Raw genomic sequence first — 23,047 nt, 5'->3', positions numbered from 1 at the left:
GTCTATCAGGTTCGTCCGGCCGCGTGGCCGGACGGGAGTCGATCGGCGCCGTACTGCACGCCCGATCGCGGCCGCTCAGCGGCGCGGCCCGCCGTTGCGCTGCGGACGCGGGGAATTCGCGTCCTTGTGCCGGAAGTTGATGCGGCCCTTGGTCAGGTCGTACATCGACAGTTCCAGCGTCACGCGGTCACCCGCGAGAATGCGGATGTGGTTCTTGCGCATGCGGCCCGACGCGTACGCGCCCACCACGACGCCGTTTTCCAGCGTGACACGGTATTTGCTGTCCGGCAGCACTTCGTCGACGATTCCGTCCAGTTCCAGCAGTTCTTCTTTTGCCAAACCAATTCCTCCAGACAAGGTGATTGACCGCGGCCGCGGCGATCTGCCCGGCGCCGTTTCCCGCAACGGGACGGCGGCCGGCAGGCTGCCGGGTATCGGTTCGTTCAGACGGGCCACGGGCCTGTCTTGTGATCGGAGCCCGGCACGTTGCGGCGTTCGGGCGGTCAGTGGCGGCGGCGCGATGAGCGCCGCGCAAGTCGGGACCGCGCCGGCTACTACGGCATGGCGGCGGTCTGCTCGGGTTGATGCGTTAAAGCGGTGATGCGCTGGCGAAGCGGCGGGCGCTTCGCGAGGGCGTTGTGTCGCACGCGGGTCACGCATGCGATGAGGGAGGCGTCACGACCGATGCATCGTGAATGTCGCGATGCATCGGTCGTGCGCATCGGAACGCGCAGGCCGCCGCAATAGCGGCGCCCCGCGCGAAACTCCGTCCGGCACCTGCCGCCGATTGGCGGCCGATGCCGATGCGGCTTACTGCGGCGTGATGTTCGACGCTTGCAGACCCTTCGGGCCGCGCTTCACTTCGAAGCTGACCTTCTGGCCTTCGGCCAGGGTCTTGAAGCCCGTGCCGCGAATTTCCGAGAAATGGGCGAACAGATCGTCGCCGCCGTTGTCCGGGGAGATGAAACCAAAGCCCTTGGTTTCGTTGAACCACTTGACGGTACCGGTATCCACAAATACTTCCTTAATACGAATAAATTGAACATGCGCCCGCGACGGGCACAGAAAGAATCAAAGAGGGAGAGACCAACGACCGCCGCACGGAGTGCGGCCAATGATGAGCAATCGAACTTCTTGAAGACTTCGGTCATGGACACTACGCGACAGCGGCCGCTCCGTCAAGCCCTTTCAGTGCGACGCGGGCGCACGGGCGCCACGCGCGCCTTATGCGGCGGGTGTTACCGGCCGACGGGACGCATTTCGATGTTCCCCCTATTTTCGGCCGGCCCGCCCGTTTTTACCGCGGCTCGAACACGTGATGCAGCGCCGGCGGTGCGTCGCCTTCGCGAATCCGTATTTCAAATTCCTTACGCGCGACGCTCGTCGGCCGCACGTCGGCCACGTCCAGATAGAACTGCGAATACCAGTCGCGCATCTGGTACAGCGGCCCGTCGCCTTCGCACAGCAGCGGGTTGTCGATCCGTGTCTTGCTGTGCCAGATGTCGACGTCCTCGTAGAACGCGCGCTGCGCTTCCTTCACGTACGCATTCGCGATCTCCAGGTTTTGCTCGTCGCTGAGCGCGGCCACCTTCTTCACGATCACGCCGTAACGCAGCTCGAAGCTGTTCATGTCGATCGGCACGTGGCAGTTCAGCAGCACCGAATGGATCGGCTGCCCGTTGCTCTGCCCCGTCATCTGCGTGATGTGCACGGCCGGCCCGAAATACGTCGACAGCGCGGTCAGGCTGTCGCCGCCGAGCTTCTCGCTGCGGCCGACCATCAGCTGCGTCGCCTTGTGATCCTCGAACAGGTTCGCGAAATAGTCGATCGGCGCGCGGTGCACGGTCGCGAAGTGCGCGACGTCCGAGATGTTGTCGACCAGCTCGCGGCAGTTGGCCTGGATCACCATCTTGTCGACGACCCAGTCCGACCACTCGTCGGAGAAGCACACGTCGAGGCGCGGAATCGCAACGTCCGCCGGCGGCGCGTTGCCTTCCGGGTCGTTCCACACGAACAGCAGGTTGTTTTCCTCGCAGGTCGGCCACGCGCCGATGCGCGCCTTCGGCGGAATCCGCTTGCAGTACGGGATCGATGCGCACTGCCCTTCGCCGCTCCAGGCCCAGCCGTGGAACGGGCACACGAGGTTGTCGCCCTGGACCGTGCCGAGGCTCAGGTCGGCGCCCATGTGCGGGCAGTACGCGTCGACGACGTTGACCTTGCCGGTCGAATCGGCGAACGCGGCAAGCTTGCGGCCGAACACGTTCAGCGTATGCGGCTTGCCGTCCTTGTAGTCGCGGGCGAGCCCGAGGCAGTGCCAACCGCGCGCATAGCGCTGCGCGAGCGGCTGGGCTTCGATCTTGTAAGGGCGTGCGGACATGTGGGTTGACTCCTCTTGTGGAGAGCGCGCGGCGGCCGGCCGCACGCGGGGGAAAGGGGGAGCGCCGTTCAGCGCATCGGATTGCCGGGTTCGAGCGCGCGCGCCGGCTTCAGCGACGGCGCGGCCACCGGCGAAGACTGCTGCTGCATGCGGCGCTCGGCACGCTCGACGCCGAGCCACGCGGCGAGCGCGGGCAGCAGGAACACCGCGCCGAACAGGTTCACGAGGAACATGAACGCGAGCAGCACGCCCATGTCGACCTGGAACTTCAGTGCGGAGAACGCCCACGTGCCGACGCCGATGAACATCGTGACGGCCGTGAACAGCGCCGCCGTGCCGCGCTGGCGCATCGCGTCGGCAAACGCGTCCGGCAGCGTCGCGCCGTGGCGGAGGTCGTGCTGCAGGCGCTCGTACAGGTAGATCCCGTAGTCGACGCCCACGCCGACGCCGAGCGTGATCACCGGCAGCGTCGCGACCTTCAGCCCGATGCCGAGGCGCGCCATCACCGCATTGCACAGGATCGACACGAGCGTGAGCGGCACGACGATGCACAGCACCGCGCGCCACGAGCGGAACGTGACCGCGCACAGCAGCGCGATCGCACCGAAGATCGACAGCAGCATCGCGATCTCCGCGTCGCCGACGGCCTCGTTGGTCGCGGCCATCACGCCGACGTTGCCGCCCGCGAGCCGGAACGCGACGTTCGGCGTCGGGTTCTCGGCCGCGAAACGCTTGATCTCGTCGACGATGTGCGCGATGGTCGTGCCTTCGTGGTTCTTCGTGTAGATCAGCACCTGGATCGCCTTGCAGTTCGCGGTGTTCATCCCGTTGTCGGGGTCGAACGCGTTGGCACCCTGCGTGAGCCCGTCGCCGGAACGCGGCAGCGCGGCCCAGCGCGGGTTGCCTTCGTTGAACGCGGCGATGAACACCTTGCCCTGCGACGACACGCTCGTCACCGACTGCACGCCGGCCACGCCGCGCATGTTCATCTCGAACTTCTCGATCGCGCTCATCACCGGGTAATGCAGGCACGCGTCGTCGAAGCCGGTCGCCTCGACGATCACCGACAGCACGTCCACGCCGATGTTGTACTGGTGCGTGATCGCCGCGTTGTCGATGTTGTAGCGCGAGTTCGTGCGCAGCTCCGGCGCGCCGGTGCCGATGTCGCCGATCTCCAGCTTGCGCGATTCGAGCGTGCCGTACGCGAGCAGCGCGAGCGCCACCGCGAACACGCCGAGCGCGGGCGCCGGCCGCGCGAATACCGCGAAGCGCGACCACATCCGGCTGCCGCCGGCCGCCGCCGTGCGCTGCGCACGCGCCAGCGTGCCGCGTTCGAGGCGCGTGTACGAAAGCAGGATCGGCAGGAACACCTTGTTCGTCACGATCATCAGCAGCACGCCGAGGCACGCGGTGATGCCGAGCTCGCGCACGATGTCGATCCTGATCCGCATGATCACCATGAAGCCGAGCGCGTTGGTCAGCAGCGCGACGGTGCCCGGCACGAACAGCTTGCGGAATGCGTCGCGCGCGGCGTCGACCGACGACGCGCCGCGCACCAGCGCCTGCTTCCATGCGTTGGTCATCTGCACCGCGTGCGACACGCCGATCGAGAAGATCAGGAACGGCACGAGGATCGACATCGGGTCGATGCCGAGCCCGAGCAGCGGCAGCGCGCCGAGCAGCCACACGACCGGCAGCAGCGCGACGACGAGCGCCAGCACCGTGGTCTTCAGCGAGCGCGTATAGGCGAACAGCAGCGCGGCCGTGACGAGGAACGCGAGCGCGAAGAACGCCATCACGCCCGCGATGCCGCTCTCGACGTCGCCCACCAGCTTCGCGAAGCCGATGATGTTCACGTCGATGCCCTGCTTCGCGTACCTCGCGCGGATCTCCTCGAGCTGACGCGCGACCGCGCTGTAGTCGAGCCGCTTGCCGGTCGCGGGATCGGTCTCGCGCAGCTCGGCGCGGATCAACGCGGACTTCAGGTCGTTGCCGACGAGGCGGCCGATCTGCCCGGAGCGCGCGACGTTGCGGCGCACCTTCGCGAGATCGTCCGGGTTCGCACTCGAGAACCGGCCCGGCACGACCACGTCGCCGCGAAAGCCGGCCTCGGTCACCTCGGAGTAGTGGACGTTCGGCGTGAACAGCGAGAACACACGCGAACGGTTCACGCCGGGGATGAAGAACACGTCGTCGGTCGCATGGCGCAGCGCATCCATGAACGTCTGGTTGTAGATGTCGCCGTCGCCCTTCCAGCGCAGGCTCACGAGGATCGTGTTCGCGCCCGGGAACGCGCCCGCATAGCGCTCGAACACCTGCATGTACGGGTGCTGCATCGGGATCATCTTGTTGAAGCCCGGATCGAGCTTCAGGCGCGTCGCGGAAAGCCCGAGCGCGAGCGTCACCGCGACGCAGAGCAGCATCAGCAGCCGGCGCCGGCGAATGATCGTGCTGGCGCAGCGCTCGACGAACGCCGCGAGGCGCGACGCGGGAACGGCTTCAGGGGGACGTGACAGGTCGTTCATGGATTTCTCGTGTCGGTACGGACTGGCGATGCGAAACGAACCAAAGCGGACGGAAACCGGCGGCTGCAGAAGCCGCCGTGGCCGCGCGTCAGGACGGCGACGCGGCGAGCGGCGCGACGCCGGCCTCGCCGCCGAGCAGCAGCGCGCCGTGGCCCATGTCGAGCACGGCCGCGAGGCTCTGCACGCCGCCGAGCTTGCGCACGTCGAAGGTCAGCCCGCCGTCGCGCGACGCGACGATCGCGCCGCCCTGGCCGACCAGCACGAGTTCGCCGTCGGCAAGCTGGGTCGCGCCGAAGTACGACACCGGCACGTGACTGTCGACATGCGTCCACGTCGCGCCGCGATCGGTGCTGCGCACCACGTTGCCGCGCATCCCGTATGCGACCCAGTCGCCGTTCGCGAGCATCAGCGCGCCGAACAGCGAGCCTGCGTACGGCGACGGCAGCTTGTCCCACGTGGCGCCGTTGTCGGTCGAGCGCAGCAGCGTGCCGCTCTCGCCCGCGATCAGCAGGTTGCCGTGACCGTCGCCGACGATCGCGTTCAGGTGACGGTCGCCGGCCGGCGTCTTCACGGTCTGCCAGTTGATGCCGGCATCGTCCGAGCGCAGCAACTGGCCGAAGCTGCCGGCCGCGAACAGCGGGCCGTCCGCGGTGCCCCACACGGACAGCAGCGGATCGGAATGCGCGTGGTCCATGTGCACCTCGCGCCAGTGCCCGCCCGCGTCGTCGCTACGGACGATCCGGCCGTCGTGGCCGACCGCGATCCCGAGCGTCGGCGTGACGAAGCGCACCTGCGTGAGCGTCGACGCGTCGTCGGGCGTGGCGGACGCCGGCCGCCAGTGGGCGCCCGCGTCGTCGCTCAGCAGGATCACGCCGCGTTCGCCGACCGCGACGATGCGCGTGCCGGCCCTCGCGAGCCCGTTGATCTGCAGCCGGTCCGCATGGATCGCGGTGACCGGGAACGCCGGCAGCGGGCGCGGCGAAAACGCGAACAGCGCGGCGCCGAGCACCAGCCCCGACATCGCGAGTCCGGGCAAAGTTCGTTTCATCGCTTGTCTCCTGTGTCTGCATTCGACGGCGCTTCGCGTTGAAGCGCCAGCAACCGTCGCCTGCGAGTCTCCGGGCCGTCGGTCATTGCCGCGGCCTCGAATCGTCCTGAATGGTGGCCGGCCGTTTCCGGCCGCCCATTCGCGTGCCGCTACGCGCCGACTTCGAACAGCGCGGCGGCACCCATCCCGCCGCCGATGCACATCGTCACGACAGCGTGCCGCACGCCGCGCCGCGCGCCCTCGAGCAGCGCGTGCATCGTCATCCGCGTGCCCGACATCCCGAACGGATGGCCGAGCGCGATCGCGCCGCCGTCCACGTTCAGCCGGTCGTCGGGGATGCCGAGCGTGTCGCGGCAGTACAGCGCCTGGCACGCGAACGCCTCGTTCAACTCCCACAGCCCGATGTCGGCCACGGTCATCCCGAAGCGCGCCAGCAGCTTCGGGATCGCGAACACCGGGCCGATGCCCATTTCGTCCGGCTCGCAGCCGGCCACCGAAAGGCCGCGGAATGCGCCGAGCGGCGTCAGCCCGCGGCGCTTCGCCTCGCTGCGCGACATCACGAGCACGGCGGCCGCGCCATCCGACAACTGCGACGCGTTGCCGGCCGTCACGAACTCGCCCTGCTCGACGACCTTGCCGCCGCTCCACGACGGCTTCAGCCCCGCGAGCCGTTCGGCCGTCGTGTCGGCGCGCACGCCTTCGTCGCGTGCCGCGCGAACGTCCTCGTGGCCGGCCGGGTTGCCTTCCTTGTCGACCAGCGCACGCCGCACGTCGAGCGGCGCGATCTCCGCATCGAAGCGGCCTGCTGCCTGCGCGTCGGCCGTGCGCTGGTGGCTCTGCAGCGCGAATGTGTCCTGCGCCGCGCGCGAGATGCCGTAGCGGCGCGACACGATCTCGGCCGTTTCCATCATCGCGATGTACGCGGCCGGCTGGTGGTCGAGCACGGCTTGCGAGCGAGCGCGATACGAGTTCTTGTGCTTGTTCTGCGTGAGCGAGATCGACTCGACGCCGCCCGCGACGACGATCCGCGCATCGCCCGCGCCGATGCTGCGTGCGGCGCTCGCGATCGACATCAGGCCCGACGAGCACATGCGGTCGATCGCCATGCCCGGCACCGACGCCGGCAGCCCGGCCGCCGCGGCCGACAGGCGGCCGATGTTGTAGCCCTGCGTGCCCTGCTGCGCGGCGCAGCCGATCAGCACGTCGTCGACGTCGGCCGGCGCGACGCCCGCGCGTTCGAGCGCCGCGCGCACGACGTGGCCGCCCAGCGCGGGCGCCTCGGTGTCGTTGAACATGCCGCGAAACGCCTTGCCGATCGGCGTGCGTGCGACGGAAACGATGACTGCGTCTTCCATGGGCTGGCTCTCTGGAACTAGAAGTAGTAACGGCTGATGGTGTCGGCGACGCAGCCGGGCTTGCCTTCGCCTTCGATCTCGACGGTCACGCGTATCCACGCCTGCACGCCGCCTTCGAGCGGCTCGACGCGCAGCAGCTCGCCGACGCCGCGCACGCGCGCGCCGACCTTCACCGGCGCCGGGAAACGGATCCTGTCGCAGCCGTAGTTGACGCCGAGCCGCGCACCGTCGATACGCACGATCTGCGGCAGGAAATGGTTGACGAGCGACAGCGTCAGGTAGCCGTGCGCGATGCACGCACCGAACGGGCCGTCCTTCGCGCGCACCGGATCGACGTGCACCCACTGGTGATCGCCCGTCGCGTCGGCGAAACCGTCGATGCGGATCTGGTCGATCGCGAGCCAGGCGCTCGCGCCGAGCGTCTCGCCGACGGCCGCGGCGAGTTCGCCGGGATGCGCGAACACGCGGGGCGTCGCGCGCACGGGGTCGAGGGTTGTGTCCATCATGCGTGCTGGCTGCTGACCGACAACACTTCGCCCGTCATGTACGACGCGTAATCGCTTGCAAGAAACACCATCACGTTCGCGACCTCCCAGACTTCGGCGGCGCGCCCGAAGGCTTCGCGCGACGCCAGTTGATTCAGCAAGTCGGCCGGGGCCGACTTCTTCAGAAAATCGTGCATCGCGATGCTCGGCGCGACCGCGTTGATGCGCACGCCGTACGGCGACGCTTCGAGCGCCGCGCAGCGCGTGAGCGCCATCACGCCCGCTTTCGCCGCCGCGTAGTGCGCCTGTTCCGCCTGCGCGCGCCAGCCGAGCACCGATGCGTTGTTGACGATCGCGCCGCGGCCTCGGGCCTGCATGTGCGGCAGCATCGCGCGCGTCATCCGGAACGTCCCGGTCAGGCTAATGTCGATCACGCGCGACCATTCGGCATCGTCCATATCGACGATGCGGGTCGACCCGCCGAGCCCGGCGTTGTTGATCAGCACGTCGACGCCGTCGAGCTTGTCCTGCGCTTCGGCGACGAGCGCCTGCACGTCCGCCTCGACCGCGACGTTGCACAGGCGGCCGTAGACCTGTTGCAGCCCCGTTTCGGCGCGCAGCGTCTGAACCGCCTGTTCGAGGCGCTTTTCGTGGATGTCGGAGATGAACAGCGCGCGGCAGCCTTCCTCCGCGCAGCGGCGCGCGGCCGCGAAGCCGATGCCGGCACCGGCGGCGGCCGTGATCAGCACCGACTTGCCGGCGAGCAGCTGGTGGCCCGGCACGTAGGGCGGCGCTTTTGCAATCTGGAGTTCGGTCATGCGTTACCTCGCGGTTCCCTGGGCATGCCGAGCCCGCGCTCGGCCATGATGTTGAGCTGGATTTCGTTGGTGCCGGCGTAGATCGTGTCCGCACGGGAGAACAGGAATACGCGCTGCAGATGGGTGAGCTTTTCGTCGGCCGGATCGATCACGTTCGCGCGCGGCCCCAGCGCGTCCATCGCGAGCTGGCCGAGGTCGCGGTGCCAGTTCGACCAGTAGTACTTGTAGATCAGCGCGTCGCGCCGCAACGGCGCGCCGGCGCCGCCGTCGGCGTCGTCCGCGCCGGACAGCATCCGCAGCGCGTTGAAGCGCATCACGCGCAGCCCGGCCCATGCGCGGCCGATCCGCTGGCGCAGCACGGGGTCGCGGTCCGCGCCCGATTCGCGCGCGGCGTCGATCACCCATTCGAGCTCGCGGACGAACTGCATCTGCTGGCCGAGCGTCGACATCCCGCGCTCGAAGCCGAGCAGCGTCATCGCGATCCGCCAGCCGTCGCCCGGCGCGCCGACGAGGTCGCGCGCTTGCGCACGCGCGCCGTCGAAGAACACTTCGTTGAATTCCGCGCCGCCGTTGAGCTGCCTGATCGGGCGGATCTCGATGCCTGGCTGGTCGAGCGGCATCAGCAGGAACGACAGCCCCTTGTTGCCCTTCGACGCGGGATCGGTACGCGCGAGCACGAAGATCCAGTCGGAATCGTGCGCGAGCGACGTCCATACCTTCTGGCCGGACACCCGCCACGTGCCGTCCGCATCCGGTTCGGCACGCGTGCGTACGTTCGCGAGATCGGAACCCGCGCCCGGCTCCGAATACCCCTGGCACCAGAACTGCGTGCCGGCCAGGATGCCGGGCAGGAAGCGCGCGCGCTGGTCGTCGGTGCCGCACGCGACGAGCGTCGGACCGAGCAGCCCTTCGCCGATATGGCCCATCCGCCCGGGGCCACCCGCACGCGCGTATTCTTCGTGGAAGATCACCTGCTCGGCGACCGAGAAGCCGCGCCCGCCGGCGCCGGTCGGCCAGCCGAGCCCGGTCCAGCCGCCCTGCGCCAGTTCCCGTTCCCACGCCTTGCGCAGCTCGGGCCACGCTTCCTCGTCGCCGGGGCCGCCGCGGTATTTCAGGCAGGCGAATTCGCCGCTCAGGTGCGACTGCACCCAGTCGGCCACTTCGTGCCGCAATTGCTGTTCGCGCGTTTCGCTGTTCATTGAAGTGCTCCTGAGCGCGCGGCCGACGGGCGGGCCGCCGCCACCGGCACAAGCGCGGCTGCGGGCGCATCGTCGCGGTCCGCCGCGCCGCCGTCGATCGCATGGGATGCGATCCATTCGAGCAGTTGCGGCGTGCTGCCGAACTGCGCGCCCGACGCCTGCGCGCGCTTGAAGTAGAGATGCGGGTCGTATTCCCACGTAAAACCGACGCCGCCGTGCAACTGGATCGCTTCCTGTGCGCAGAACGCATACGCGTCGTTCGCGGCGGCCTTTGCGGCTGCGATGTCCGCGCGCAGCGCGGCGCCCGGTGTCGCGCCGGCTTGCGCATCCCACGCATGCGCGGCGCCGAGCACGGCCGAGCGCGCCGATTCGATCAGCACCATCATCTGCGCGCAGCGGTGCTTGACAGCCTGGAACGACGCGATCGCGCGGCCGAACTGCACACGCTGGCTCGTGTAGTCGAGCGTCAGGTCGAGGCATTGCTGTGCGCCGCCGAGCTGTTCGGCGGCCAGCGCGAGCGCCGCGAACCATGCGGTGCGTTCGAGCACCCGGGCGGCGTCGCGGCCGGCCAGCAGCGCATCGCGACTTACGCGGGTTTCGTCGAACGTCACGCGCGCGATCGGCCGCGTCGCGTCGAGCGTGTCGAGCGGCGTCACCGCAGCGCCGGCTGCGCCGACGGTCATGTCGATCGCGAACAGGCCGACCGACTGCCCTTCGTTCGCGATCCGCGCCGGAACCAGCAGCAGGTCGGCGCGCGCGCCGTCGAGCACTTGTGCTGCGACGCCCGACAACGCGAAGCCAGCCGCGGTTTCTTCCGCGATGAACGGAAGCTGTCGCGCACTGGCCGGTTCGTCGAACGAGTCGCCGAACGATGCGCCGAACGCGTTGTCACCCGGCCCGCCATATGGCCGGCCGACCCGCGCGCCACTTGGCTCGCCGAACGGCCAGTCGAATGGCAGCGCCAGCGTCGCGCTGCACGCGCCTTCGGCGATCTTCGCGAGCCAGCCGGTTGCCAGCGGCGTGTCGCAGCCGGCCAGCGCGGTCGCCGCGAGGCACGCGGTCGAAAAATACGGCACGCACGCGACGCGCCGGCCGAGCTGTTCCATCAGCACCGTCTGCTCGACCGCGCCGAGCCCGAGCCCGCCCGCTGCCTCCGGCAGCGCGAGCGCGTTCCAGCCGAGCTCGCCCGCGAGCGCGGCCCACAACGCGTCGTCGCGGCCGGCCGATTGCTCGAGTGCGCGGCGCACGTCTGCGGACGCGCTGCGTTCCGCGAGCACGTCGGCCGCCGCGTCGCGGATCATCGCCTGTTCGTCGGTGAGCGCCAGATCCATCGGTCAGCTCCCGTACACGCGCTGCGCGGGGCGCGCATCGGCGAGCAACTGGGCGACCGCCGGGCCGACCTCGGCCGCCGCCCAGCGCGCGCCGCGATCGACGCGCGGGCCCGTGCGCCAGCCTTCCGCGACCGCGATCATCCCGCCCGCGACCTCGAACACCTGGCCCGTCACGTCGGCCGACAGCGCGCTGCCGAGCCACACGACCAGCGGCGCGACGTTGGCCGGATCGAAATAGTCGAAGCCGCCGTCCTCGGGCTTCTTCATCATGTCGGCGAACACGCCTTCGGTCATCGACGTGCGCGCGGCCGGCGCGAGCGCGTTCACGCGCACGCCGTAGCGCTGCAGTTCGGCCGCCTGCATCAGCGTGAGCGCGGCGATCCCGGCCTTCGCCGCGCCGTAGTTCGACTGGCCGATCGAGCCTTGCAGCCCGGCGCCCGAACTCGTGTTGACGATCCGCGCGTCGACCGCGTGGCCGGCCTTCGCGGCATCGCGCCACACGCGCGCCAGCACGCTCGACAGGCAGAAGTGGCCGCGCAGGTGCACGCGCATCACGTCGTCCCAGTCCTGCTCGGTCATGCTGGTGAACATCTTGTCGCGGCAGATGCCCGCGTTGTTGACGAGCACGTGCACGTCGCCGAACGCTTCGCGCGCTGCATCGACGATCCGCTGCGCGGTGTCGACCTGCGTGATGTCGTCCGAATTCGCGAGCGCGCGCCCGCCACGTTGTGCGATCTCGTCGCACACGGCCTGTGCGGCGTCGTGCCGGATGTCGTTGACGACGACCGCCGCGCCTTCGGCCGCGAACGCGAGCGCGTATTCGCGCCCGAGCCCGCCGCCCGCGCCGGTGATGACGACGGTGCGTCCGTTACAGATTCCCATGCTCATGCCTCGTGGATCGTGAAAGATGACGCGCTCACAGGCGCTCGATGATCGTGACGTTCGCGAGGCCGCCGCCTTCGCACATCGTCTGCAGCCCGTAGCGGCCGCCCGTGCGTTCCAGCTCGTGCAGCAGCGTCGTCATCAGCCGCGCGCCGGTTGCACCGAGCGGATGGCCGAGCGCGATGCCGCCGCCGTTCGGATTGGTCTTTTCGTGCGGGAAGCGCGTGTCGGCGAGCCAGGCCTGCGCGACCGACGCGAACGCCTCGTTCATCTCGACGACGTCGATCTGCGACCAGTCGAGCCCGCTCTTCGCGAGCGCGGCCTTCGTCGCCGGGATCGGCGCGGTCAGCATCCACAGCGGATCGTCGCCGAGCACGCTCAGGTGATGGATCCGTGCGCGCGGCGTGAGTCCGTAGCGCTTCAGCGCATCCTCCGACACGATCAGCAACGCGGCGGCCGCATCGCAGGTCTGGCTCGCGACGGCGGCCGTCAGCGAGCCGCCCGGCGTGAGCGGGTCGAGCGTCGCCATCTTCTCCAGCGACGTGTCGGGGCGCGGCGTCTCGTCGTGCATCACGCCTTCGAGCGGCACGATTTCCCGCTCGAAATGGCCGGCCTCGATCGCCGCGACCGCGCGACGGTGGCTTTCGAGCGCGTAACGCTCCATCGCGTCACGCGACAGGTTCCAGTGATCGGCGATCCGCTGCGCGGCGACGAACTGCGACACCGGCGCGTCGCCGAAGCGCGCGCGCCAGCCGGCGCTGCCCGAGAACGGATCGGTGAAGCCGAGCGGTGCCGCGCAGGTCATCGCGGACGAGATCGGGATCTGCGTCATCGTCTGCACGCCGCCCGCGACGACGACGTCCTGCACGCCGCTCATCACGGCCTGCGCGGCGAAGTGCACGGCCTGCTGCGACGAGCCGCACTGGCGGTCGACCGTCACGCCCGGCACCTGCAGCGGCAACCCGGCCGCGAGCCAGCAGGTGCGCGCGATGTTGCCCGCGAGCGGGCCGATCGTGTCGACGCAGCCGAACACCACGTCGTCGTATTCGTCGGCCGGAATCGCGTTGCGCTCGACGAGCGTCTTCAGCACGAAGCCGCCGAGGTCCGCCGCATGCACGTGCGCGAGCCCGCCCTTGCGGCGGCCGGTCGGCGTGCGCAGCGCGTCGACGATATAGGCTTGTTTCATTAGTTCGATTCCTCGAGGTCGAAGGTCTGCGCGGGGCCGATCGGCAACGCGTCGCCGAGGATCGCATCAGCCACGCGGGCCTTGTGGAACGCGCTGTCGCCCCAGCTTCCAGACAGCGCCCAGATGCGCTTCATGAAGATCTGCAGGTCGAGCTCCCACGTGTAGCCGATCGCGCCGTGCACCTGCATCGAGTGGCGCGCGGCCAGTTGTGCGGCCGAGGTCGCCGCGAGCTTCGCGTGCGACACGAACACGGCGCGCTGCGGGTGATCGTCGGCGATCGCCTGTGCGGCGCGCGCGACCACCGGCCGCGCGAACTCGTAGCGGATCGCAACATCCGCGAGCAGATGCTTGAGCGCCTGGTACGAGCCGATCGCCTTGCCGAACTGCTTGCGCTGCGCGCTGTAGTCGATCGCGACGTCGAGCACGCGCTGCGTGAGGCCGAGCAATTGCGCGGCAACCGCGAACGCGCCGTGGTCGAGCGCGCGCGCCAGCAGCGGCGCAGCCTCGGCGGCGCCCGCGATGCGCGTGGCCGGCGACGGTTCCCAGTCGAGCGCGAACAGGCGCCGCGACGGGTCGACGCTGTCGACCGCGCGCCACGCGCACTGCGCGGGATCGACGCGGTGCAACTCGCCACGGTGTTCGCACAGGAGCGTCTGCGCGACGTGCACGTCGGCCGCATACGGGTTCACCGGATGCACGAGCGCGACACGCGCGCGCCCTTCGGCGATGTCGCGCAGCAGCGCGTCGCGCCAGTCGCTCGCGGGCAGCCGCGCGAGCACGCCGGCCGACACGAGCGCCGTGTCGAGCAGCGGCTCGGGGCTGCCGAAATAGCCGTAGGTCTGGGCGAGCAGCGCCCATTCCGCTTCGGTCAGGCCGAGCCCGCCGTGCGCCTCAGGCACCGACACGGCGGTCAGCCCCTGCGACGCGAACAGCGCCCAGAGTTCGTCCGAGCGCCCGGTCGGCGTAGCCCAGAGCTCGCGGATCAGCTCGGGCGTCATCTCGGTCATCAGCAGGCGCTTCACGCTGTCCGCGAGCGCTTCCTGGTCTTCATCGAATACGAAATCCATACGATGTCCGTTCTGTGAGGGGGGCCGGCGCCGTTACGCGCGCGGCATGCCGAGCATCCGTTCGGCGACGATGTTGCGCTGGATCTCGTTGGTGCCCGCGTAGATCGTGCCGGCCTGCGCGAACAGGAAACCGTCGAGCCAGTGGCCGAGCGTCGCGTGCTGCGCGGGCGTCTGCGGGACGACCTCGCCGTGCGCGCCGAGGATATCGAGCGCGGTCTGGTGCATGCGCAGGTCGAGCTCCGACCAGAACACCTTGTTGGTGCTCGACTCCGCGCCGATGTGGCCGCCCTTCAGCAACCGGCTCGCGGTCGCGTAGGTCGACAGCGCATACGCCTGCGCGTCCATCCACGCCGATACCACGCGCTCGCGCAGCGTCGGATCGCGATCCGCGCTGTCGCGGTGCGCGAGATACAGGTCGCGCAACGCCTGCGCGGTACGCTGGAAACGCGCGGGCGAACGCAGCATCAGCCCGCGCTCGAAGCCGGCCGTCGCCATCGCGACCTGCCAGCCCGCGCCTTCGGCCGCGAGCCGGTTCTCGACCGGCACGCGCACGTCGTCGAAGAAAATCTCCGCGAAGCCCGTCTGCCCGTTGAGCTGCCGGATCGGCCGCACCGTGATGCCCGGCGCGGACAGCGGCACCATCAGGAACGTGAGCCCGTGGTGGCGCGACGATTCGGGATCGCTGCGGAACAGCCCGAACAGCCAGTCGGCCCATACCGCGCGGGTCGACCAGATCTTCTGGCCGTTCAGCACGTACTCGTCGCCGATGCGGGTCGCCGTCGTGCGGATCGCGGCCATGTCCGAGCCCGCGTTCGGCTCCGACCAGCCCTGCGCCCACACGTGCTCGCCGGCCGCCATCGCGGGCAGGAAGCGCGCCTTCTGCGCGTCGGTACCGAAATCCATCAGCGTCGGGCCGAGCAGGAAGATGCCGTTCTGGTTCACGCGCATCGGCGCGTCCGCGCGCCAGTACTCTTCCTCGAAGATCAGCCACTCGATCAGGTCGCAGCCGCGCCCGCCCAGCTCGCGCGGCCACGTGACCATGCTCCAGCGGCCCGAGTGCAGCGTGCGCTCCCATTCGCGGTGCGCGGCGAAGCCTGCCTCGGTATCGAAGCTCGGCAGCCGCTCGCGCGGCACGTGCGCGGCGAGCCATTCGCGAATTTCCGCGCGGAACGCCTGCTGTTGCGGCGTATAGGTCAGGTTCATGCGCGTGCCTCCTCGGCCGGTGCGTCGAAACGCGCGTCGCGCTTCTCGACGAACGCGGTGCGCGCCTCCGTCGAGTCGTTCGTCATGTACGCCTGCAGCGTGAAGCCCTGCTCCCAGCGGTACTTGTCCTCGAGATCGCCGTCCTCGACACCGTTCAGCGCCTCCTTCGCGAGCCGCACCATCGCCGGGCTCTTGTCCGCGATCTTGCGGGCGATCGCGAGCGCCGCGTCGCGCAGCGCGTCGCGTGCGACGACCTGCTCGACCGCGCCGAGGCGGTACGCTTCGGCCGCGTCGATCATCTCGCCGGTGAAGTACATCGTCCGCACCTTCTGCACGCCGAACAGCCGCTGCAGGTGCGCGCCGCCGCCCATCGCGCCGCGGTCGATCTCGGGCACGCCGAAGCGCGCGCAATCGGCCGCGACGACGATGTCCGCCGCGCCGCAGATACCGATCCCGCCGCCGAGCACGAAACCGTGCACGGCCGCGATCACCGGCTTCGGGTTGCGGTGCACCGCGCGGAACGTCTCGTAGTTGCCTGCGTTGACCGATACGATCCGCTCCGGATGCGCGGCCAGTTCCTTGATGTCGACGCCCGCGCAGAAGCCGCGGCCTTCGCCGCGCACGACGATCACGCGCACGTCGTCGTCCTCGCCGAGCGCGTCGAGCGCGCGGGCGAGCGCGTGCCAGCCCTGCGCGTCGAGCGCGTTCACGGGCGGATGGGCGATCACCAGTTCGGCGATGCCGCCTCCGTCTGCGCGGTCGATCCGGAACGGCATGGCGCCGGCCGGTTGATTGGATGTTGTCATCTTCCCTGCCTCCCTGTGATGTCGTTTATGCGGCCTGCGCCGCTGCCGCGCCGCGCAGCGCGGCCAGTGCGTCGAGCCGCTCGCCGGCTTCCGCGACGATCCGCGCGATCAGCACGTCGCACGATTCGATCGCGCCGATCATCGCCGCCGCCTGGCCGCTCGGCAGCACGCCCTCGTCGGGGCGGCCCTCGACGATCGCGCGCTGGATCAGGAACGGCGCGTTCGCGGCCATCAGCGTCTGGCTCGCCGTGTAGTCGTGCAAGCGCAGCGCCTTGATCGCGAGGCCGAGCATTTCGCTCGTGCGCAGCCCGTTCTGGCGCCGCCACGCTTCGGCCGTCTTCAACGCGAACAGCGTGCGGCGCAGCGGGCCGAAGCGTTCGAGCTTCAGCAGGTACGGGTTGTCGATCATCCGTTGCGGCAGCCCGTCGAGCGCGTCCGACACGCGGATACGCGCCGGGTCGCCAACCGCGACATAACGTTCGAGCGTCTCGCGCGGCACCGGCGATTCGGCACTCATCAGGAAGCGCGTGCCCATCGCGATGCCGGCCGCGCCGTACGCGAGCGCGGCAGCCAGGCCGCGCCCGTCGAAGAAGCCGCCGGCCGCGACGACCGGCACCCGCACCACGTCGAGCACCTTCGGCAGCAGCAGCGTGGTCGGCACCGAGCCCGTGTGGCCGCCGCCTTCCGCGCCCTGCACCGTCACGATGTCGGCGCCGAGTTCGACGGCCTTCGCCGCATGCTTCGGCGCGCCGACGGTCGGCATGCAGACGATGCCGGCATCCTTGAAGCGGCGGATCGTCTTCGCATCGGGCCCGCGGCCGTAGCTGACCGCGCGCAGCCGGTGCTCGATCGCCAGATCGACCACCTGCGCGGCGTTCTTCTGGAACATGTGGAAGTTGATGCCGAACGGCTGGTCCGTCAGCGACTTCACCTTCAGGATCTCGGCCTCGACCTGCTCGGGCTCGAGCGTCGCGCCGGCCAGGAAGCCGAAGCCGCCCGCGTTGGAGGTGGCCGCGACGAGCCGCGCGTCGGCCACCCAGCCCATCGCGGTCTGCACGATCGGGTAGCGGCAGCCGAGCAGGCCGCACAACGGGGTGTGGAGCGGGCTGTGGAGCGGGCCATGAAGCGTCGTGCTCATGCTGCGGCTCCGTTGACGGCGACCGGTGCCGCCGCATCGCCGCGCTCCGCGCCGTTCGGCTGGCGCTGCGAACTGGCCATGCTGCGCGCGTCGTAACCGCCGAGGCGGTCACCGCTGACGAGCTCGTTATGCGCATGCGCGAAGTGATGCCAAGCGAACGCCGCATCCATCGCCGCGCGCTTGCCCTGCAGTTCCTCGACGTGGTTCAGCGCCTGCTTGGTCAGCGTGAGCCCGAGGCGCGGCATCGTCGCGATCTTCGCGGCGATCGCGTAGGTCGCATCGCGCAGCCGCTCGCGCGGCACCACGCGGTTGACCATCCCCATCTGGTACGCGCGCTCGGCCGGCATCCGCTCGCCGAGGAACAGGAATTCCTTCGCGATGCGCGGATTCAGCTCGTACGCATGCGCGAAATACTCCACACCCGGGATCCCCATCCGCACGACCGGATCGGCGAAGAATGCATCCTCCGACGCGACGATCAGGTCGCACACCCACGCGAGCATCAGCCCGCCCGCGATGCACGCGCCCTGCACCATCGCGATCGTCGGCTTCGGCAAGTCGCGCCAGCGCCGGCACATCCCGAGGTACACCTCCTGCTCGCGCGCATAGAGGAATTCGCCGCCTTCCTTGTCGACGTGGTCGTACCACAGCGACGCGCGCTCGAACGATTCGTGGATGTCGCGGCCCGGCGTGCCGATGTCGTGGCCCGCCGAGAAATGCTTGCCGGCGCCCGCGAGCACGATCGCCTTCACCGCGTCGTCGTGCGCCGCGCGCCGGAACGCCGCGTCGAGCGCATACGTCATCTTCGAGTTCTGCGCGTTGTGATACTCGGGGCGGTTCATCGTGATCGTCGCGATGCCGTCCTCGACCGCGTAGTCGACGACACCGTCGCCGAACGTCACCTGGGTCGCTTCCATGTCGGCCTTCATCCCCGGCGCGGCGCCGGATTGTTGCGCACGATCGTCGCGCGCAGGTTGTGCGGATCGAGCGCACGCACGATGCGCAGGTCTTCCGCGTTCGGCGCGGCCGTCGTGCCGAGCTCCGGATGCGCGATCAGCGGAAAGCCCGTCGCGTCCTGCACCTCGTCGAAGCTCACGCCCGGATGCAGCGAGCGCACGCGGATCGCGTGGTCGGGTCCGCCGAAATCCATCACGCACAGGTCGGTGACGATGCTGCGCAGGTCGACGAAGGTCTTCATCCCGGGCAGCCGGCGCGCCGGGTTGTAGCCGACCGTGCACACCATGTCGACTTCGCCCGCGACGAACGTGCGCTTGCCGTGACCGCTGACGAAGAACGAATTCGCATGGTTCGTCGAATTGCCGGGGAAGCCGCGCGCGCCGAGCAGTTGGGTTTTCGGATGCGTGTAGTCGTCGCCGAGCCACGAGATGTTGGCCTGGCCGAAGCGGTCGATCTGCGTCGGCATCACCAGCGCATGGCGGCGGCCATGCCACAGGCAGTCGAACACGCGCTCGTACGTCATCCAGCCGCTCGCCTTCACGCGATAGCCGTCGGGGCGCGGGCCGAGCGGCACCGGCTCCTCGACGAGATACGCTTCGCCGTCGGTCAGCATCAGCCCGTTGTTGTACGCGAGCCGCGCGAGGCCGGCCGCGAGCCGCGGGCCCGTACCGATGCCGGTCGCCAGCACTTCGCCGTCGTCGCGCCAGAGTCGCGCGGACGCGACGATCATCAGTTCCGCGAGGGAATGGTCGAGAGATTCGCTCACAGGCGCTCCTTTACAGAATCGGCAACGGCAGCGTCGTCACATGCGACAGGCCGCCGACGCCTTCGAGGTACCGGCGTTCGTCCTGGCCGACCACGTCGCGCAGGTACGCCGCCGTTTTCGCGTCGTCTTCCGCGCTGGCGCAGTACGCGCGCAGGTGCGGCAGGTCCCAGCCGTAGGCCGGCCCGCACGACGTCGGATGCGCGCCGCCCGGCGCGTGCACGACGCCCGTGACGAGCGAGCGCTCGAACGGGTTGCGGCGCGCGGCGTCGAGGTCTTCGCTCGCGAGCGACGCGCCGGCCGCTTCGACTGTTTCGGCCGACACGTAGCAGCGCTGCGCGGCACGCGCCATCCAGGCATCGAAGAACGGATCGGGGCCGTCGATGCGCGTGTTGCCCATCCGGTCGGCAGCGTTCACGTGCAGCAGCGCGACGTCGAGTTCGATCGCCGGCATCGCCAGCAGCGTCTCGCCGTCGTCGTACGGCGAGCTCACCGTGCGCAGTTGCGGCGCGTGATCGAGCAGCGCGGTGCCGAGGCCGGCACGCGTCGGCAGGAACGGCAGGCGCGCGGCGGCCGCGCGCAGGCCGAGCTGCAGCATCCCTTCGTCGAGTTCGAGCACGTCGATACGGCCCTGTTCACGCGCACGGCGGAAATGCGGTTCGAGCGGGATCACGTCGAGCGACACGAAACCGAACACCACCTTGCGGACCTTGCCCGCCGCGCACAGCAGGCCGACATCGGCGCCGCCGTACGCGACGATCGTCAGGTCCTTCAGGTTCGAGCGCGCGATTTCGCGCACCAGCGCCATCGGCTTGCGCCGCGGCCCCCATCCGCCGATGCCGATCGTCATGCCGTCGGCGAGTTGCGCGACCACGTCGCGCGCGGACATCGTCTTGTCGAGAGGTTTCATCGTCATCGTGCTGGCTTACCGGTATCCGATGCTGAAGTCGTGGCCCCACTGGCTCACCTTGGTGGCCTCGAACACCGCGTGCTTCGACCAGTCGACCGTGAGACCGCCGAAGCCGTATTCGAGATCGAAGCCGCCGGGGGTCTTCATGTAGAAAGAGATCATCTGGTCGTTGCAGTGCCGGCCGAGCGTCGCCGACATCTTCACGTCGTGCGCGCCGACGCGATCCAGCGCGCGGCCGACTTCGTCCATCGAGTCGACTTCGGCCATCACGTGCACGCAGCCCGACGGCACGGCCATCTCGAACAGCGCAAGACTGTGATGGCGTGCGTTGCGGCAGTGCATGAAATGGATGCGTTTTTCGGGTTCGGCCGGATCGGGCGTGAATTTCACGCGATAGATGTCGGACAGCTCGAAGCCGAGCACGCCGCGCACGAATGCGTCGGTCGCGTCGAACTGCGGCGCGGGCAGCACCGCGTGGCCGAGCCCCATGTCGCCGGTGACGAAACGCGCGACGCCCAGCGGCGACACGAAGCGGCGGAAGTCGCAGCGCGCGCCCCAGTACAGCTCGTGGCGGTTACCGGACGGGTCGGTGCACCACGCCATCGCCTGCACGCGGCGCAGCGCGGCTTCGGCGGGCGTCGCGCGGATCGGCTCGGCGCCCGCACGCTGCAGCACCGCAAACGCGGTGTCGAACGCGGCGCCGTCGGGTAGTTCCCAGCCCGACGCGAAATAGCGGTCGGTCGCGCCGGGGACGATCACGTAGCGGAAATCGCGCTCGTCCATCTTCAGGTACAGCGCGCCGTTCGGCGCGTCGAGCGCCTGCATGCCCAGCACGTCTTCCGCGTAGCGGCGCCACGCATCGACGCGCGTCGCCTCGACGACGACATAGCCAAGCGCACGGACATCGATCATGTCGGCCTCCTCCTGGTTCAGAATCCGTTGTTCGTGAAAGGATTCTGGCCGGTCGGGGGTGGTGTTACATCGTCTGTTGGGACGAGAGGCGGAGAGGAAACGGACGGGGGCGGGACGGGCCGCGACGGGGGGCGGCGGGGGGCGGCGGGGGTTGGGTCAGCCGGGGGTTCGGTAGGTTTGTGTGCCGGCATGCGGGTATCGGCTGGACGCGCAACCGACGGCGGCAAAAAGGCGGCCGTCCGGTCCGGACACATCCGCTTCGCGCCACCGTTCCGGTTGAGTTCGTGCGCGGTTTTCGAACCGATTCCCTCGATTGAATCTTGCGGTGTGTATTTGAAACGATGCAAGTTTTAATTCGATTAATGTTTCCGAATTAATTCGAAAAACAACCCCCTTCGACAATCGACCCCCTGAAACCAACCGAACCGCATTCAAATTACAAAAAATAATAACGCTTATCAAATAATGTTATACTATTGAGGTGATTTACAAGATGTATATTTGACTTGCTATTTACTTCACCCAAACAAAAATTCGCATTACATCGGCCGCATTTTTATTGATTTTCACCGACTGCACCGGAGATAGCCCCAATAAATTAAATTGGCGCACGAGTTGCATTCCTACTGGCGAAAAGCATTAAACAATCAGTTAAAACAGAGCCCCACCCACTCCACCGGCTCGATTGTTCGGCAACAACAAAGAGAGTTCATTGGAAGCGCTTTCCACGCAATGTCCTCGCAATTTATTTAATTCGCCCGGCATAATTTTCATGCAAGCTGAGGGGCGCCTCAATGTTCGACAGATATTTCGAATCTCAGAAAACAACTCATAAGTTCGAAAGGAGATTCAAATGAGCAAACTGATCAGTAAAATCGCTGTTGTTGCGTTCGGTTCGTTGATCGCAACCAGCGCGCTGGCCCAGCAGATCAGAACGCAGGGAAGCGTGACGCAGATCACGTTACCCGAGCGCGGTCTCCAAGTGGCCGGAATCGATTTCAAGCACGCTCTGCCGATGCCGCTGCCAAGGCCGCTCGTTGCGCCGCCTGCCATGCTGGATTCACTGATGTACAACGCCAGGCCAGCGCTGGGCGTGCCGGGCTATGCACAAGGCGGCGCTGGAGACGGCACGCAAAGGCCGGTGCAACTGGTCGCGCCAGTCGATTTGAGTCAGTCCGGGGTCCAACCGCAGGAATACGGATCGTCGAATCAGCCGTATACCACTAGCCAGGTGAATGCAAACGGCGACAATACGCAGTATTACTATCCGTTCCGTGCAGCCGGCAAGCTGTTCTTCAACATCGGCTCCGCGACCTATCTGTGCTCTGCCTCCCTGATCAAACCGGGCGTGGTCGTCACGGCCGCGCACTGCGTCGCGAATTTCGGTCAGCGGCAGTTCTACTCGAACTGGGTATTCGTTCCGGCCTACAGTAACGGAACCGCGCCCTATGGCACGTGGAACGGAGCATCCGCCACCGTCATGACGTCCTATTACGACGGCACCGACCCATGCGCTGTCGCCGGCGTCATCTGCCAGGACGACGTGGCCGTGATCGTGCTGTCGCCGCAAGCCGGATCGTATGCGGGCAATCGTGCCGGATGGTATGGCTATGGATGGAACGGCTATAGCTACACCCCGTCAGGACTCGCGCTGATCGACCAGCTCGGCTACCCGGTGGCCTTGGATAGCGGCGTCTACATGGAGCGCAACGAATCGCAAGGTTTCGTGTCCGCCAGCAACTCGAACAACACGATCATCGGATCGCTGATGACCGGGGGTTCGAGCGGCGGCCCGTGGCTCGTCAATCTTGGCATGCCGCCGACACTCAACGGCACGGCCTTCGGCAACGCAGCCTCGCACAATGCCGTGGTCGGCGTGACGAGCTGGGGTTATACGAACTCTGCGGTGAAGCAGCAAGGCGCGTCGCCGTTCACGAGCAGCAACATCGTGACGCTCGTGAATACCGTATGCGGCAGCACGCCGGCAGCGTGTTGAGGGCAGCCTGACGTAACGCGTCGCGCGTGGCATTGCGCTCGTCGTGCCGATTCGGCACCGCCGGTTGACGCTTCACGCGACGCATCCTC

General features: G+C 68.4%; 21 protein-coding genes. 1 reads left to right on the top strand and 20 read right to left on the bottom strand.

The genetic code is table 11. The features are described 5' to 3' along the window. Positions 1-75: 75 nt before the first annotated feature. The 20 genes from infA to JYG32_RS19590 form a co-directional block, all read right to left on the bottom strand. Positions 76-339, bottom strand: coding sequence for a translation initiation factor IF-1 (gene infA / locus JYG32_RS19685; protein WP_114179779.1), 264 nt, complete (start codon positions 337-339; stop codon positions 76-78). 471 nt (positions 340-810) lie between these two features. Further along, positions 811-1,014 (bottom strand): cold-shock protein, encoded by a 204-nt coding sequence (locus JYG32_RS19680; protein WP_006483056.1) that lies wholly within the window; start codon positions 1,012-1,014, stop codon positions 811-813. Between the two features lie 283 nt (positions 1,015-1,297). Continuing rightward, positions 1,298-2,377 (bottom strand): Rieske 2Fe-2S domain-containing protein, encoded by a 1,080-nt coding sequence (locus JYG32_RS19675; RefSeq protein ID WP_213266624.1) that lies wholly within the window; start codon positions 2,375-2,377, stop codon positions 1,298-1,300. Positions 2,378-2,445: 68 nt separating this feature from the next. Continuing rightward, the gene (locus tag JYG32_RS19670; protein ID WP_213266623.1) at positions 2,446-4,902 is read right to left on the bottom strand and encodes an efflux RND transporter permease subunit; all 2,457 of its coding nucleotides are present in this window, start codon (positions 4,900-4,902) and stop codon (positions 2,446-2,448) included. A gap of 88 nt (positions 4,903-4,990) precedes the next feature. Next, the gene (locus tag JYG32_RS19665; RefSeq protein WP_213266622.1) at positions 4,991-5,950 is read right to left on the bottom strand and encodes a WD40/YVTN/BNR-like repeat-containing protein; all 960 of its coding nucleotides are present in this window, start codon (positions 5,948-5,950) and stop codon (positions 4,991-4,993) included. A 149-nt stretch (positions 5,951-6,099) separates the two neighbouring features. Continuing rightward, entirely contained in the window at positions 6,100-7,305 is a 1,206-nt protein-coding gene (locus JYG32_RS19660; protein WP_213266621.1) for an acetyl-CoA C-acyltransferase, read from the bottom strand. Positions 7,306-7,322: 17 nt separating this feature from the next. Beyond that, on the bottom strand, positions 7,323-7,808 hold the full coding sequence (locus JYG32_RS19655) for a MaoC family dehydratase (protein ID WP_174380419.1): 486 nt from the start codon (positions 7,806-7,808) through the stop codon (positions 7,323-7,325). Further along, the gene (locus JYG32_RS19650; RefSeq protein ID WP_213266620.1) at positions 7,808-8,608 is read right to left on the bottom strand and encodes an SDR family oxidoreductase; all 801 of its coding nucleotides are present in this window, start codon (positions 8,606-8,608) and stop codon (positions 7,808-7,810) included. Before JYG32_RS19650 ends, JYG32_RS19655 begins: the two co-directional genes overlap by 1 nt. After that, on the bottom strand, positions 8,605-9,807 hold the full coding sequence (locus tag JYG32_RS19645; protein WP_213266619.1) for an acyl-CoA dehydrogenase family protein: 1,203 nt from the start codon (positions 9,805-9,807) through the stop codon (positions 8,605-8,607). Before JYG32_RS19645 ends, JYG32_RS19650 begins: the two co-directional genes overlap by 4 nt. Next, the gene (locus JYG32_RS19640; protein WP_213266618.1) at positions 9,804-11,138 is read right to left on the bottom strand and encodes an acyl-CoA dehydrogenase family protein; all 1,335 of its coding nucleotides are present in this window, start codon (positions 11,136-11,138) and stop codon (positions 9,804-9,806) included. The genes JYG32_RS19645 and JYG32_RS19640 overlap by 4 nt, the downstream gene beginning before the upstream one ends. A gap of 3 nt (positions 11,139-11,141) precedes the next feature. Then, a complete protein-coding gene (locus JYG32_RS19635; protein ID WP_213266617.1) occupies positions 11,142-12,020 on the bottom strand; it encodes an SDR family oxidoreductase in 879 nt (292 codons plus the stop codon). A 34-nt stretch (positions 12,021-12,054) separates the two neighbouring features. Continuing rightward, positions 12,055-13,206, bottom strand: coding sequence for an acetyl-CoA C-acetyltransferase (locus JYG32_RS19630; protein WP_213266616.1), 1,152 nt, complete (start codon positions 13,204-13,206; stop codon positions 12,055-12,057). Next, positions 13,206-14,273 carry an acyl-CoA dehydrogenase family protein gene (locus tag JYG32_RS19625; protein ID WP_213266615.1) on the bottom strand — a complete coding sequence of 356 codons (1,068 nt, stop codon included), beginning with the start codon at positions 14,271-14,273 and terminating at the stop codon, positions 13,206-13,208. Before JYG32_RS19625 ends, JYG32_RS19630 begins: the two co-directional genes overlap by 1 nt. A gap of 33 nt (positions 14,274-14,306) precedes the next feature. Then, complete coding sequence (locus JYG32_RS19620) at positions 14,307-15,476, bottom strand: acyl-CoA dehydrogenase family protein (protein ID WP_174382071.1); 1,170 nt, start codon at positions 15,474-15,476, stop codon at positions 14,307-14,309. Further along, complete coding sequence (locus JYG32_RS19615; RefSeq protein ID WP_174382072.1) at positions 15,473-16,282, bottom strand: enoyl-CoA hydratase family protein; 810 nt, start codon at positions 16,280-16,282, stop codon at positions 15,473-15,475. The genes JYG32_RS19620 and JYG32_RS19615 overlap by 4 nt, the downstream gene beginning before the upstream one ends. A 25-nt stretch (positions 16,283-16,307) precedes the next feature. Further along, positions 16,308-17,420 carry an NAD(P)H-dependent flavin oxidoreductase gene (locus JYG32_RS19610; protein WP_213266614.1) on the bottom strand — a complete coding sequence of 371 codons (1,113 nt, stop codon included), beginning with the start codon at positions 17,418-17,420 and terminating at the stop codon, positions 16,308-16,310. After that, positions 17,417-18,337: an enoyl-CoA hydratase gene (locus JYG32_RS19605; RefSeq protein WP_213266613.1), complete on the bottom strand. Its 921-nt coding sequence runs from the start codon at positions 18,335-18,337 to the stop codon at positions 17,417-17,419. Before JYG32_RS19605 ends, JYG32_RS19610 begins: the two co-directional genes overlap by 4 nt. An 8-nt stretch (positions 18,338-18,345) precedes the next feature. Further along, a complete protein-coding gene (locus JYG32_RS19600; RefSeq protein WP_174382075.1) occupies positions 18,346-19,143 on the bottom strand; it encodes a CoA-transferase subunit beta in 798 nt (265 codons plus the stop codon). 10 nt (positions 19,144-19,153) lie between these two features. Beyond that, positions 19,154-20,056 carry a CoA transferase subunit A gene (locus JYG32_RS19595; RefSeq protein ID WP_174382076.1) on the bottom strand — a complete coding sequence of 301 codons (903 nt, stop codon included), beginning with the start codon at positions 20,054-20,056 and terminating at the stop codon, positions 19,154-19,156. Between the two features lie 9 nt (positions 20,057-20,065). Further along, positions 20,066-20,962: a VOC family protein gene (locus JYG32_RS19590; protein WP_213266612.1), complete on the bottom strand. Its 897-nt coding sequence runs from the start codon at positions 20,960-20,962 to the stop codon at positions 20,066-20,068. Between the two features lie 853 nt (positions 20,963-21,815). Between JYG32_RS19590 and JYG32_RS19585 the strand changes: the two genes are divergently transcribed. Then, positions 21,816-22,958: a trypsin-like serine peptidase gene (locus JYG32_RS19585; protein ID WP_249744821.1), complete on the top strand. Its 1,143-nt coding sequence runs from the start codon at positions 21,816-21,818 to the stop codon at positions 22,956-22,958. Positions 22,959-23,047 lie beyond the last annotated feature (89 nt).

Source organism: Burkholderia pyrrocinia, from assembly GCF_018417535.1.
Taxonomy (GTDB): domain Bacteria; phylum Pseudomonadota; class Gammaproteobacteria; order Burkholderiales; family Burkholderiaceae; genus Burkholderia; species Burkholderia pyrrocinia_E.
This window is presented reverse-complemented; position numbering and strand designations above follow the sequence as displayed.